We start from the raw sequence: 12,527 nt of genomic DNA, 5'->3' as shown, positions 1-12,527 counted from the left end.
GGTGGTGGAGCGTCCGGGGCCGGTGGCGCCACCGCCGCCGAGCGCCCCGCCGGTCGTCCCCGCGCCCGCGCCTGCGCCCGCCGTGCTGCCCGCGCCTGCGCCTGCCCTGCCGCCCGCGCCCGTGCCCGCCGCGCCGCCCGCCGTCCCGTCGGTGCTGCCCCCGCTGACCACGCCGCCGGTGACGGCCACGCCGCCGGCCGAGTCCGTCCGGGCCGCACTGCGCGAGCGCCGGTCCGCCGCCTACCGGGCGGCGACGGCCGGCGAGTCGGCGATGCTGCTGCAGACGCTCGCCCGGGAGTGCGTGACGGTGCTCGGCCGGAGCGACCGGGACACCCTGTGCACCTGGCGGGACTTCGCCTGGTACCTCAGCCGGACCGGGGACCTGAACGGCGCGGTCCGGCTGTTGACCGCCCTGGTGGACGACATGCGCTCGGCGCTCGGCCCGGTCGACCCGGACACCCTCGGCGCCCGCTACCACCTGGTCTGGTGCGTCGGCGAGAGCGGTGCGCCGGTCACCGCGATCCGGCTGATGAACGAGCTGCTGCCCGACCTGCACGCCGCCTGGGGCCCGTACGACCCGCGGGTCCTGAAGGCCCGGCACGACCTCGCGCTGCACCGGGCCAACCGGGGCGACCCGCAGGGCGCGGTGCTCCAGCTGCACGGGCTGCTGCCGGACCTCGCCCGGGTGCTGGGCGAGCACCACCCGAGCACCGTGCAGGCCTGGCGGGACCTGGCCGGCTACCAGCAGCAGCTGGCCCAGGCCGGCCGCAAGGGGCCGGGGCAGCGCCGCCGCACGCCGCGGATGAGCCCGATGGAGGCGCTGGTGCTGGTGCGGCGGCTGCGGCTGTGGGACTTCGCCACCGACGAGGAGGCCCGGGCCTGCATGGACGCGCTGGACCGGGGGATCGGCCTGAAGGGCGTCGCGGACGTGGTGTTCGACGCACCGGACCACGTCTCGGACGAGGACCTGGTGGAGGAGATCTTCGGGGCCTGAGCGCCGCCGCCACGGCGCTCAGCCCGCCAGGGCCGGCGCCGGAAGGACGGCCAGGGCGTGGAGCAGGGCGCGGGCGGCGGCGTCGTTCTGCCGGAAGCCCGGGGCGTTGGTGCGCGGGCGGGCGAAGGCGGCGGCCGCGCGCAGGCTGGTGTGCGGGCCGAGGGCGGTGCGGCGGGGGTGTGGGGCGCCGCCGAGGGCCGGGTCGAGCAGCCGGCTGTCCGCGGGGGTGATGGTGACCAGGCCGGAGCGGTGGGTGTAGTCGGGGTCGGTGACCACCTCCTCGACGATCCGTCCGGTGCGGTGCAGGTCGCGCAGCACCGGGTCCAGGGTGCGGGCCAGCGCGTGCTTGGGCAGGTACGCCTCGACCAGCGCCGTGGCGGTGACCCGGTGGCCGGGCACGGTGGCGCCGCCGGCCCGCCAGGTGCCGCTCGCCTCGTCCCGTTCGATCCGCACGTCCGCGCCGAGGAAGCGCACCACCCCGGCCTCGGAGAGGGCGAGCAGCTGGCGCAGCCGGAAGCCGGGCGGGCCGGAGGCGAGGAAGCTGAAGTAGCCGAAGAACCACCCGTCCACCTCCTCGGCGATCGACCGGGCGGTGAGCCGGCCGCTCGCCATCACCCGGGGGAGCTGGCCGAACAGCGAGAGCAGGCCGAGGAAGGCGCCGAGGTCGGCGCTGTGCGCCGGGTCGGCGCGGCGGTCGGCGTCGGCGGTGACGTACCCGCGCAGGTGCGCCTGGAGCTCCTCGTCGGTGCCGAGTTCGAGCCCGGCCAGCGGGTGGTCGAGCCGTTCGAAGTCGATCCGGTCGGCCGGGTCGGGGACGGCCTCGGCGATCAGGGCGGCGAGTTCGGGGCCGTACCAGTGGTGCCGGTCGTAGCGGTGGAGGAACTCCGGCCAGGGCAGGGCGGTGCGCCCGGGGTGGGCGTGGAACAGCTCGTGGTAGTGCCCGAAGGCGATCTCCTTGGCCATCAACGGCCAGAAGTCGCGCCGCAGTTCGAGCTGTCCGCCGGTGGTGAGCACGGTGTTCACGGCGGTCTCGTCGAAGTACCGGGGGAGCGGGGCGGGCGGCCCCTGGAGCCGGTAGCCGGTCTTGGAGTGGTACGGGACGCCGCGCCGGGAGCCGAGGTGGAGCACCGGCTCGCGGCCGGACGGCAGGTAGCGCAGCGCGGGCCCGTCCCCGATCGGCTCGAAGCGGCCGCCGCGGCCCTCGGTGAGCAGCGTGACCAGGTCCACCGAGGCGAGGCCGAGGCCGCGCAGCACCACCTGCTCGCCGGGGGCGAGGGCGGCCAGTTCGGCGGTCACGTCGGCGGAGTGGGCGGGCGGGAGGTGGAAGCGGCCGTGCCGGGCGGCGAAGGCGGCGTCGGCGGCGAAGCGCGGGTGCGGGGCCGAGTCGAGGTGGCCGAGGGTGAGCACGACGTGGTCGGCGGTGAGCGTCCGGTCGGTGAGGTGGACGCTCTGCGGGCCGTCGGCCGGGCCCTCGATCCGCCGGACGGTGTCGCGGTGGACGGTGACCGCGATGTGCGCCGGCAGTTCGGCGACGGCGCGGCGGAACACCCAGTCCAGGTAGGCGCTCTGGGCCCGGCGGGTGGGGAAGTCCGCGGGCGCGAGGGTGCGCAGCTCGGCCCGGACGGCCGGGTCGGCGACCTCCCGGTAGGGCGCGAACTCCTCCTGTCGCGCGGCCCATTCGGCGAGCGAGGGGCCGGGGCGGACCGGCCCTTCGAGGGTGGAGCGCTCGTCGGTGAACATGGTGACGTCCTCGGCCATGGAGTTCATCCGCAGCAGCGGGGACTGGTCGTGGCGCCAGATCCGGCCCGCGCCCGGCGGGTACGGGTCGACCAGGTGGATCGCCAACGGGCGGTCTTCGGGCAGGAGTTCGGTCGCATTGGCGGCGATCCGCTCCAGCAGCCCGGTGCCGCGCGGGCCGGCGCCGACGATGACCAGCGCCGTCATGCCCGCACCACCTTCACGAAGGCCGCGCGGGCCCGCTGCAGCGGGGTGGGCGGCAGGCCGTCGCGGGTGGCGCCCCGGGCGAAGTGCCGTTCCACGTAGTACTGGCCGACGGACAGCAGGGTGGTGACCACCAGGTACCAGATGGTGGCGACCATCAGCATCGGGATGACCCGGTACGACTGGAGGTAGACCAGCTGCACCGAGTAGAGCAGGTCGGAGACGGCCAGCACGCTGACGATGCTGGTGCCCTTGAGCGCGCCGATCAGCATGTTCCCGGCGGTCGGCACGATCGCCCGCATCGCCTGCGGCACCACGATCCGGCGCAGCACCCGCCACCGGCCGAGCCCGAGCGCGGACGCCGCCTCCAGCTGGCCGCGGTCGACGGACAGGATGCCGCCGCGGATCACCTCGGCGGCGTACGCGGTCTCCAGCAGGGTGAGGCCGATGACGGCGGTCAGGGTGGGGCCCATCAGGTTGACGGTCCTGACCGTGACGAACTCGGGGCCGAACGGGACGCCGAGGCCGAGGGTGGGGTAGAGCGCGCCGATGTTGAAGAAGAACAGCAGCTGCACCAGCGGCGGGGTGGAGCGGAACACCCAGATGTAGACCCAGCTCAGCGTGCGCAGCACCGGGTTGGCGGACAGCCGCATGGTGGCGAGGAGGGTGCCGAGCACGAAGCCGAGGGCGAGGGTGACGGCCGTCAGCCAGAGGGTCAGGGCGAGTCCGTCGAGCACGGACCGGGCGGTGAACCAGTCGGCGACCACGCTCCACTGGAAGGCCTTGTTGCGGATCACCGAGTTGACCGCCATCGCGGCCAGCAGCAGGGCGACGGCGGCGGCGGCCCACTGGCCGGGCCTGCGGCGGGCGACGATCCGGGCCTCGGCGGCGGGCGGCGCGGCGGGGCGGTCGAGTGGGGAGGGGGCGGGCAGGACGTCCTGCGGGGTGGCCATGGCGGCGGCTCCTGGGCGGAGTGCGGGCGGGGAGATGTACGGCGGTGGTCACGTACGCGGGCGCGGCCCGTGTCCCTCAACACGGCCGGCGCATGGCACTGCACTCCGCGCCGATCGTACGCATGCGCGATCGACGGCTGTCAAGGGTGATCGGGACGGCGGAGGGCCCGGCCGGGGCGCGTCGGAAAAGCGACAGGAGATCGCAACAGTGCGGCAATGATGGATGGTTGACGTACCGATCGGCCGACTGCTCAACTTGAGGCCATGTACGCCGAGCAGCCCCTGGTCAGCCGCGACCACATCGACTTCGGTCGGGTGTGGTCCGCGGCGTGTCGCGGCTGACCCGGCAGCGGGCCGTCCGTCCGGCCTGATCTCCCGGCGGGGAGCCCTCCCTCGGTTCGCCCCGTCGCGGCCCGGATCCGTCGTCGGCGACCGGCGACGCGTCAGGCCTTCGCTGCCGCCGTCGACTTCGCACTGCGCTCCGGCCCTTCCGCACTCCGGTCCTCCCGCACTCCGGCAGTTCCCTCCCGTCCCCCCTCTTCACCGGCACGTCCACCGTCACGTGTTCGACGGCCGCCCCGCCGCGGCCGCCTCCGGCGCCCCCCGCCTTCGGCCGGGCGGCACCCCCTGCCCACCCGCAGTCCACCGGAGTCCCGCCCACCCGAAAGGTTCCGCCATGCCCGTCGAATTCCTCGGTATCGCCGCCACCGGAGACGGTTCGGAGACCACCGCCCGCACCACCGCCGCCTTCGACCGCGACTACACCCTGCGGCTGGCCCGGGCGCACGAGGACCACGGCTGGGACCGGGTGCTCTTCGCCTACGGGGCCGGCGCCCCGGAGCCGTCGGCCGCGGCGGCCTTCCTCGCCTCGCACCTGGAGCGCCTCCAGATCCTGCTGGCGCACCGGCCGAACGTCTCCTACCCGACCTTCGCGGCCAAGACCTTCGCGACCCTCGACCGGATCAGCGACGGCCGGCTGACCGTGCACTTCATCACCGGCGGCAACGACCACGAGCAGCAGCGCGAGGGCGACTTCCTGACCAAGGACCAGCGCTACGAGCGCACCCGGGAGTACATCGGCATCGTCAAGAAGGCCTGGACCAGCCGGGAGCCCTTCGACCACGAGGGCCCGCACTACCGCTTCAACGACTTCGTCTCGGACGTCTTCCCCGTGCAGCAGCCGCGCCCGGGGGTCTCCTTCGGCGGCTCCTCCGACGCGGCCTACGCGGCCGGCGGCGCCGAGGCGGACGTCTACTGCCTCTGGGGCGAGCCGCTGGCCCGCACCGCCGAGCAGATCGAGCGGGTGAAGGAGGCGGCCCGGGCGGCCGGGCGCACCGACGTGCCGCGGATCCAGGTGGCGTTCCGGCCGATCATCGCGCCGACCGAGGAGCTGGCCTGGGAGAAGGCGCACCGGACGGTGGCCGCGATCCGGGACCGTCGGGGCACCGACCGGGCGGGGACGAACCCGGCGACCGGGACGCGCGAGGCCGGGACGCGCGAGACCGCGGCACCCGAGAACGTCGGCTCCCAGCGGCTGATCGAGATCGCCGAGGCCGGCGAGCGCTACGACCGCGCCCTGTGGACCCCGACCGCCGCGGCCACCGGCGGGGCGGGCAACTCCAACGCGCTGGTCGGCACCCCGGAGACGGTCGCCCAGGCGCTGCTCGACTACTACGACCTCGGCGTGGACATCCTCTCCGCGCGCGGCTACCACCTGCTGGACGACGCGATCGACTTCGGCCGGTACGTCATCCCGATCGTCCGCGAGGAGGTCGCCAAGCGGGACGCCGCCAGGGCCGCCAAGGCCGAGCGGGCCGAGCGCGACCGCCATCAGCTGATCGCGGTGCAGGCGTGAGCGCGGGCGCGGGCCCGGCCGACGGGTGGGAGTTCCGCCGGGTCACGATCGACGATCCGCTGGTCGAGCCGCTGCTGCGCGAGCTCACCCACGAGTACGTCACCCGGTACGGCCCCGAGGCGCACCAGGAGATGACCCGCTACCCGGCCGGGGACTTCGCCGAGCCGCACGGCGTGCTGCTGCTCCTGCTGGAGGACGGCGAACCGGTGGCCGGCGGCGCGTACAAGCGCTACGACGACCGCACCGCCGAGGTGAAGCGGATGTGGACGCACTCCGCGCACCGGCGCCGGGGCCTGGCCCGCCGGGTGCTGGCCGAGCTGGAGCGGACGGCGGCCGCGGCCGGCTACACCCGCTTCCACCTCACCACCGGCCCGCGCCAGCCCGAGGCCAGGAACCTCTACCTGGCGGCCGGCTACACCCCGCTGTTCGACGTCTCCGCCGACCCCCTGACCATCGGGCCGCTCCCCTTCGAGAAGCACCTGCCCGTTCTGACCACGACCTCCTGAAAGGCCCCCTCGTGAGAACCACCACCGTCCGCCGCCGCCTGCTCGCGACCGCCGTCCTGCTGCCGGTCCTGGTCCTGGCCGCCTGCGGTTCGGACCCGAAGATCGCGGGCGCGGCGGCGGGCGGTCCGGCCGCCACCGCCACCGAGGACCTCGTCTCCGCCCTCAGGACCTCGGAGTCCGCCGCCGCGCTGCTGCCCGAGGAGGTCCGCAGGGCCGGCACGCTGAAGTTCGGCTCGGCCTTCGGCGCGCCGCCCAGCGCGTTCTACACCGACCAGGCCGACAAGAAGCCGGCCGGGATCGACGTGGACTTCACCGACGCGGTGGCCAGGCTGCTCGGCCTGACCGTGCAGCGCGAGCAGGCCGCCTTCGAGACCATCCTGCCCGCCCTGGACAGCGGGAAGTACGACGTCGGCACCGGCAACTTCGGGGTCACCGCGGCCCGGCTGAGGACCATCGACTTCGTCACCTACATCGACGACGGCCAGGGCTTCGCGGTGAAGAAGGACAACACCGCGGTCCAGCCGGTCACCGACCTGCTCCAGCTGTGCGGACTGACCATCGGCACCGGCGCCGGCACCACCTTCGAGACCACCCTCAACAGCCGGAAGAACGTCTGCGCCGACGCCGGGAAGAAGCCGTACGAGGTCAAGGCGTTCGGCGAGAGCGGCGCCCTGCTGACCAGCCTCCAGCAGGGCCGGGTGGACATCGAGATGTCCACCATCAACGGGCTGCGCCACCAGGCCGCGCAGGAGGCCTCCGGGACCCGCTTCCTCAACGAGTTCCACCGCCTCGACGTCGGCTTCGCCCTGAAGAAGGGCTCGAAGCTCGCCCCGGCCCTCCAGATGGCGGTCAACCAGCTGATCAAGGACGGGACGTACGAGCGGATCCTGCGCAAGTGGGGGGTCGCCGAGTCGGCGATCGAGGAATCGCGGATCAGCCCGCCCGAGCACGCCTGAGCGCCGGCCACCGAGGAGACCTCCGATGACCGTCACCACCACCGTCACCACCGTCACCACCGGGACCCGGCCGGCCCCGGCCCCGGCCGCCCCCGACCTCGACCTCGACCTCGACGCACTGGCCGGCCTGCGGACCGTCCCCGCCCGCCACCCCTGGCGCTGGGCCGCCGGGATCGCCGCGCTGGTCGTGCTCGCCCAGTTCGCCCACGGCCTGGCCACCAACCCCGGCTGGGACTGGGCCACGTTCCGGCTCTACTTCACCGCCGACACCATCCTCCGGGCGATCGGACGGACCCTCGAACTCACCGCCTACGGCACGGTGCTGGGCTTCGTGCTGGGCACCGCGGTGGCCGCGATGCGGCTGTCCCGCAGCGCGATCCTGCGCTCCATCGCCTGGGCCTACGTGTGGGTGTTCCGCTCGATCCCGCTGATCGTCCAGCTGGTGTTCTGGTTCAACCTCTCCTACCTGTACAAGCGGTTCGGGATCGGCATCCCGTTCGGCCCGACCTTCGGCGAGGTCGAGACGGTCGGAGTGCTCAGCGCGCTCGGTGCGGCGGTGCTCGGCCTGGGGCTGCACCAGGCCGCGTTCGCCGCCGAGATCATCCGCGGCGGCATCATCGCGGTGGACGCCGGCCAGCGGGAGGCCGCCGCCGCGCTCGGCATCCCGCGCTGGCGGCAGGGCTGGCGGATCGTGCTGCCGCAGGCGATGCGCGGCATCCTCCCGGCCGCCGCCAACGAGGTGATCTCCCTGCTCAAGGGCACCTCGGTGGTCTACGTGATGGCGATCGGCGAACTCTTCTACCAGGCCCAGGTGGTCTACGGCCGCACCGGCCGGGTGGTGCCGCTGCTGATGGTCGCCACCGTCTGGTACGTGCTGCTGACCACCGCCCTCTCGATCGGCCAGTACTACGTCGAGCGCCACTTCGCCCGCGGCGCCGAGCGCACCCCGCCGCCCACCCCGTGGCAGCGCGTCCGGGCCTTCGCCCGGAGCCTGCCGGACCGCACCCGGCCCGCCGCCGCCCGTACCCCCGGAGGACAGTCGTGACCACGCTGACGAAGCCCGATCCGAACCCTCCCGGCCCGGCCCCGGCCGCCCCGATGGTGCGGGTCCGCGGCCTGCACAAGAGCTTCGGCCGGCTGGAGGTGCTGCGCGGGGTCGACCTGGACGTCCCGGCCGGCTCGGTGACCGTGGTGCTCGGCCCGTCCGGCTCCGGCAAGTCCACCCTGCTGCGGGCGATCAACCACCTGGAGAAGCTGGACCGCGGCCACGTCGCCATCGACGGCGAGCTGATCGGCTACCGCCGCTCCGGCGACCGGCTGTACGAGCTCAAGGAGCGCGAGGTGCTGCGCCAGCGCACCGGCATCGGCTTCGTGTTCCAGAACTTCAACCTGTTCCCGCACCTCACCGTGCTGGAGAACCTGGTCGAGGCGCCGGTCGCCGCGCTGCGCCGCCCGAAGGCCGGGGCCAGGGCGGCGGCGCTGGCGCTGCTGGAGCGGGTCGGGCTGGCCGACAAGGCCGCCGCCTACCCCCGGCAGCTGTCCGGCGGGCAGCAGCAGCGGGTGGCGATCGCCCGGGCGCTGGCGCTGGAGCCCAAGGTGCTGCTGTTCGACGAGCCCACCTCGGCGCTCGACCCGGAGCTGGTCGGCGAGGTGCTGGACGTCATCAAGGACCTCGCCCGCAGCGGCACCACGATGATCGTGGTCACCCACGAGATCGGCTTCGCCCGCGAGGTCGCCGACACCGTGGTCTTCATGGACGGCGGCGTGGTGGTCGAGCAGGGCCCGCCCGCCGAGGTCCTGGACCGGCCGCGGCACGAGCGCACCCGGGCCTTCCTGGCCAAGGTCCTCTGACCCTCCCTTCCCCCAACACCCCTTCACCGAGCAGGAGTTCCGCCATGTCCCTACCCCGTCGCGCCCTCGTGACCGCCGCCGGCGCGCTCGCCGCCGCCCTCGCCCTGGCCGGCTGCGGCGGCTCCGCCACGGGCGCGTCGGCGGAACTCGCCCCGGCCAGGGGCAGCACCGCGCCGGACGGCACGGTGGTGAACCTCTCGCCGGACCAGAACCGGGTCACCACGCCCAAAGTCGACGCGATCGCCGCGCTGGTCCCGGAGGAGATCAGGAAGAAGGGGACGCTGACCGTCGTCGACTCGATCGGCACCACCCCGCCGCTGGACTTCTACGCCAACGACGACAGGACGATCATCGGCGTCGAGCCGGACCTCGCCTCCCTGATCGGCAACGTGCTGGGCCTCAAGGTCGAGTTCAACCCGGTCTCCTGGGAGAACATCTTCGTCGGTCTGGACAGCGGCAAGTACGACGTCGGCGTCTCCAACATCACCGTCACCGAGGCGCGCAAGGAGAAGTACGACTTCGCCACCTACCGGCTGGACGTCCTGGGCTTCGAGGCGAAGAAGGGCGGCGGCCTGAAGGTCACCGGCCCCAAGGACCTCGCGGGCAAGGCGGTCGGCGTCGCCACCGGCACCAACCAGGAGAAGCTGCTGGTCTCCTGGAGCGAGGAGAACGTCAGGAACGGGCTCAAGCCGATCGACATCAAGTACTTCCAGGGCACCGAGTACTACCTGGCGCTCGCCTCCGGCCGGATCGAGGTCTACACCGGCCCCAACCCCAGCCTGGCCTTCCACGCCGTGCAGACCGGCGAGACCGAGGTCGTCGGCACCTACTCGGGCGGCGGCGCGGACGTCCTCGGCAAGATCGCGGCGACCACCCGGAAGGACAACGGGCTGGTCAAGGCGCTGAACGGGGCGATCGACGAACTGATCCGCAACGGCACGTACGGGCAGGTGCTCAAGCGCTGGGGCCTGGACAACGAGGCCGTGCCGAACTCGGAGATCAACCCGCCCGGGCTGCCCAGGCCCAAGCCGTAGGAGGGCGGCCCGGGGACGTTCACCCGTTCGTTCCCGCCCGCCGCTATGGTGACCCCCTCCCGACGGCGAATGCCGGGCGGGCGCGGTCGAGTTGGGGGAGGGCATGGAGAAGGGCGAGGTGCTCGGCGGTCGCTTCCGGCTGGAGCAGAAGCTGGGCAGGGGCGGGTTCGGCGTGGTCTGGCGGGCCACCGACACGACCATCGACCGGGAGGTCGCGGTCAAGGTGCTGCTCGCCGAGCACGCCACCGACCGGGAGGCGGTCAGCCGGTTCGTCCGCGAGGCCCGGACGGCCGGCGGCCTCAACAATCCGCACATCGTGACCGTGTACGACTACGGGTGGACGGAGACCGGCTCCGGGAAGATCCCGTACCTGGTGATGGAGCTGGTCCGCGGCCGGGCGCTGTCCGAGGTGCTCAAGGACGGCCGGCCGGACCACAAGCAGGCGCTGCGCTGGATACGGCACGTGTGCAAGGCGCTGGACGCCGCGCACCGCTCGGGGATCGTCCACCGGGACATCAAGCCCGAGAACGTGATGATCGCGCAGGACGGGGAGCGGGCCAAGGTCCTGGACTTCGGCATCGCCCGACTGGTCACCCAGACCGTCCGGCTCACCTCCACCGGCAACGTGGTCGGCACCGTCCCGTACCTGGCGCCCGAGTGCTGGTCCGGCGGCGTGGTGGACGGCCGGGCCGACCTCTACGCGCTCGGCATCATGCTGTACGAGGTCTGCACCGGCGCGCGCCCGTTCCGCGCCGCCTCGGCCGCCGAGTACATGTACCGGCACCTGGAGGAGGTCCCGTCCCGGGTCCGCAGCAAGGACCCCGCGCTGGGCGCGCTGATCGCCGAACTGCTCGCCAAGCGGCCCGAGCAGCGGCCCGCCGGAGCCGCCGAGGTGCTGGAGCGGCTGCGCGTCGTCCGGCCCGGGATGCTGCGCCCGGACGACCCCAGCCCGGAGCAGCTGCGCCGGCGGGCCGACCGGGCCTGGCGGCACGGCGAGGCCGGCGAGTCGGCGGAGGCGGTCGAGATCCTCACCGCGCTCGTGCCCGACTTCGCCCGGATCTGCGGACCAGACGACCCGCGCACCCTGCGCACCTGCCACGACCTGGCCCTCTGGCTGGCCCGGGACGGCAGCCCGGGCGCCGCCGTCGCGCTGCTGGACGAGCTGGCCCAGGTGCCCGGCGCCACCCCGGAGGCCCGGGCGGACGCGCGGCGCGACCTCGCGCACTGGCAGCGGGAGGCCGCCCGGCTCGGCCCGGGCCGGCCGCGGGCGCTGAGCCTGGGGGTGCTGCTCGGCGGCGCGCCGGGCGACTGAGGCGTCCCGCGCGGCCCGGGCGGGAACCGGGAGGATTTCGCCCATCGGGACGGTCTGGTCCGCGACCCGGACGCGTTGGTATACCTCGTTGCCGGACACGGGAGCGGCGTCCGCGCCGCCCCGGTGAGCTGCGACGAAAGGCTGGTGACGGATCGATGAAGCTCCTGCGCGTCGGACCCGCGGGCGCCGAGCGCCCGGTCGTCCTGGGCGAGGACGGTACCGCGTACGACCTCTCGGGGCGGGCCCGCGACCTCGACGGGGCCTTCCTGGCCGGGCTGGACCCGGCCGCGCTGGCCCGGGAGGCGGCCTCCGGCCTCCTGCCGGTGGTGGACCTCGACGGCCTGCGGGTGGGCGCACCGGTGGCCCGGCCGGGCAAGGTGGTCGGCATCGGGCTCAACTACCGCGACCACGCGGCCGAGGCCGGGGCCGCGATCCCGGCCGAGCCGGTGATCTTCCTCAAGCCGAGCTCCACCGTGGTCGGCCCGTACGACGAGGTGCTGGTGCCGCGCGGCGGCGAGAAGACCGACTACGAGGCCGAACTGGCCGTCGTGATCGGCCGCACCGCCCGCTACCTGGACTCGCACGCCGAGGCGGCCGGGGTGATCGCCGGCTACACGATCGCCAACGACGTCACCGAGCGGGCCTTCCAGTTCGAGCGCGGCGGCCAGTGGGACAAGGGCAAGTCGGCGGAGACCTTCACCCCGCTCGGGCCCTGGCTGGTCACCGCCGACGAGGTGGCCGACCCGCAGGCGCTGACCCTGCGGCTCTGGGTCAACGGCGAGCAGCGGCAGCACGGCAGCACCGCGGAGATGGTCTTCCCGGTGCTCGAACTGGTCCGCTACGCGAGCCGGTTCATGGTGCTGGAGCCCGGCGACGTGATCATCACCGGCACCCCGGCCGGGGTCACCCTGGGCCGCCCCGGCACGCCGTTCCTCGCCCCGGGCGACGTGGTCGAGATCGAGATCGACGGGCTCGGCCGCCAGCGCCAGGTGCTCGGCAAGGCCTAGGGCACGCTCTGACGGCCGAGGCCGCCCCGACCCTTGGCACGGGGGTCGGGAGGGCCGCCGCGACCCGCGGTCGCGAAGTCGTGCGGCCCTGAAGTCCTGCGGCCCTGGAGCGGAGAGG

10 protein-coding genes and 1 pseudogene are annotated in these 12,527 nt (G+C 74.1%); 9 read left to right on the top strand and 2 right to left on the bottom strand.

The window, feature by feature from the left end:
• A pseudogene (locus ACWGKU_RS01250) lies at positions 1-994 on the top strand (hypothetical protein); the annotation flags it as partial.
• Between the two features lie 18 nt (positions 995-1,012).
• On the opposite strand, the gene ACWGKU_RS01245 reads toward ACWGKU_RS01250, so the two are convergent.
• Both ACWGKU_RS01245 and ACWGKU_RS01240 read right to left on the bottom strand, forming a co-directional pair.
• Positions 1,013-2,938 (bottom strand): FAD/NAD(P)-binding protein, encoded by a 1,926-nt coding sequence (locus tag ACWGKU_RS01245; RefSeq protein WP_452177034.1) that lies wholly within the window; start codon positions 2,936-2,938, stop codon positions 1,013-1,015.
• Complete coding sequence (locus ACWGKU_RS01240; RefSeq protein ID WP_401044441.1) at positions 2,935-3,888, bottom strand: amino acid ABC transporter permease; 954 nt, start codon at positions 3,886-3,888, stop codon at positions 2,935-2,937. The genes ACWGKU_RS01245 and ACWGKU_RS01240 overlap by 4 nt, the downstream gene beginning before the upstream one ends.
• 676 nt (positions 3,889-4,564) lie before the next feature.
• Here ACWGKU_RS01240 and ACWGKU_RS01235 point away from each other — a divergent pair.
• The 8 genes from ACWGKU_RS01235 to ACWGKU_RS01200 all read left to right on the top strand — a co-directional run bounded on the left by ACWGKU_RS01235 (position 4,565) and on the right by ACWGKU_RS01200 (position 12,409).
• Positions 4,565-5,743 carry an LLM class flavin-dependent oxidoreductase gene (locus ACWGKU_RS01235; protein ID WP_452177033.1) on the top strand — a complete coding sequence of 393 codons (1,179 nt, stop codon included), beginning with the start codon at positions 4,565-4,567 and terminating at the stop codon, positions 5,741-5,743.
• Positions 5,740-6,249 (top strand): GNAT family N-acetyltransferase, encoded by a 510-nt coding sequence (locus tag ACWGKU_RS01230; protein ID WP_359900006.1) that lies wholly within the window; start codon positions 5,740-5,742, stop codon positions 6,247-6,249. The genes ACWGKU_RS01235 and ACWGKU_RS01230 overlap by 4 nt, the downstream gene beginning before the upstream one ends.
• An 11-nt stretch (positions 6,250-6,260) precedes the next feature.
• Positions 6,261-7,205: an ABC transporter substrate-binding protein gene (locus tag ACWGKU_RS01225; protein WP_452177032.1), complete on the top strand. Its 945-nt coding sequence runs from the start codon at positions 6,261-6,263 to the stop codon at positions 7,203-7,205.
• 25 nt (positions 7,206-7,230) lie between these two features.
• The gene (locus ACWGKU_RS01220) at positions 7,231-8,250 is read left to right on the top strand and encodes an amino acid ABC transporter permease (protein WP_452177031.1); all 1,020 of its coding nucleotides are present in this window, start codon (positions 7,231-7,233) and stop codon (positions 8,248-8,250) included.
• Positions 8,251-8,303: 53 nt separating this feature from the next.
• Positions 8,304-9,056 carry an amino acid ABC transporter ATP-binding protein gene (locus tag ACWGKU_RS01215; RefSeq protein WP_359900028.1) on the top strand — a complete coding sequence of 251 codons (753 nt, stop codon included), beginning with the start codon at positions 8,304-8,306 and terminating at the stop codon, positions 9,054-9,056.
• A gap of 44 nt (positions 9,057-9,100) precedes the next feature.
• Positions 9,101-10,090 carry an ABC transporter substrate-binding protein gene (locus tag ACWGKU_RS01210; protein WP_380538252.1) on the top strand — a complete coding sequence of 330 codons (990 nt, stop codon included), beginning with the start codon at positions 9,101-9,103 and terminating at the stop codon, positions 10,088-10,090.
• A 103-nt stretch (positions 10,091-10,193) separates the two neighbouring features.
• A complete protein-coding gene (locus ACWGKU_RS01205) occupies positions 10,194-11,402 on the top strand; it encodes a serine/threonine-protein kinase (protein WP_380538250.1) in 1,209 nt (402 codons plus the stop codon).
• A gap of 155 nt (positions 11,403-11,557) precedes the next feature.
• The gene (locus ACWGKU_RS01200) at positions 11,558-12,409 is read left to right on the top strand and encodes a fumarylacetoacetate hydrolase family protein (RefSeq protein ID WP_359899997.1); all 852 of its coding nucleotides are present in this window, start codon (positions 11,558-11,560) and stop codon (positions 12,407-12,409) included.
• Positions 12,410-12,527 lie beyond the last annotated feature (118 nt).

This window comes from Kitasatospora sp. NPDC054768 (genome assembly GCF_053612025.1).
This window is presented reverse-complemented; position numbering and strand designations above follow the sequence as displayed.

Excerpts from the sequence above, each read along its gene's own strand:
- ACWGKU_RS01245 (WP_452177034.1), bottom strand. The coding sequence starts at position 2,938 with ATGACGGCGCTGGTCATCGTCGGCGCCGGCCCGCGCGGCACCGGGCTG.
- ACWGKU_RS01235 (WP_452177033.1), top strand. The coding sequence starts at position 4,565 with ATGCCCGTCGAATTCCTCGGTATCGCCGCCACCGGAGACGGTTCGGAG.
- ACWGKU_RS01205 (WP_380538250.1), top strand. The coding sequence starts at position 10,194 with ATGGAGAAGGGCGAGGTGCTCGGCGGTCGCTTCCGGCTGGAGCAGAAG.
- ACWGKU_RS01215 (WP_359900028.1), top strand. The coding sequence starts at position 8,304 with ATGGTGCGGGTCCGCGGCCTGCACAAGAGCTTCGGCCGGCTGGAGGTG.
- ACWGKU_RS01210 (WP_380538252.1), top strand. The coding sequence starts at position 9,101 with ATGTCCCTACCCCGTCGCGCCCTCGTGACCGCCGCCGGCGCGCTCGCC.
- ACWGKU_RS01200 (WP_359899997.1), top strand. The coding sequence starts at position 11,558 with ATGAAGCTCCTGCGCGTCGGACCCGCGGGCGCCGAGCGCCCGGTCGTC.
- ACWGKU_RS01240 (WP_401044441.1), bottom strand. The coding sequence starts at position 3,888 with ATGGCCACCCCGCAGGACGTCCTGCCCGCCCCCTCCCCACTCGACCGC.
- ACWGKU_RS01220 (WP_452177031.1), top strand. The coding sequence starts at position 7,231 with ATGACCGTCACCACCACCGTCACCACCGTCACCACCGGGACCCGGCCG.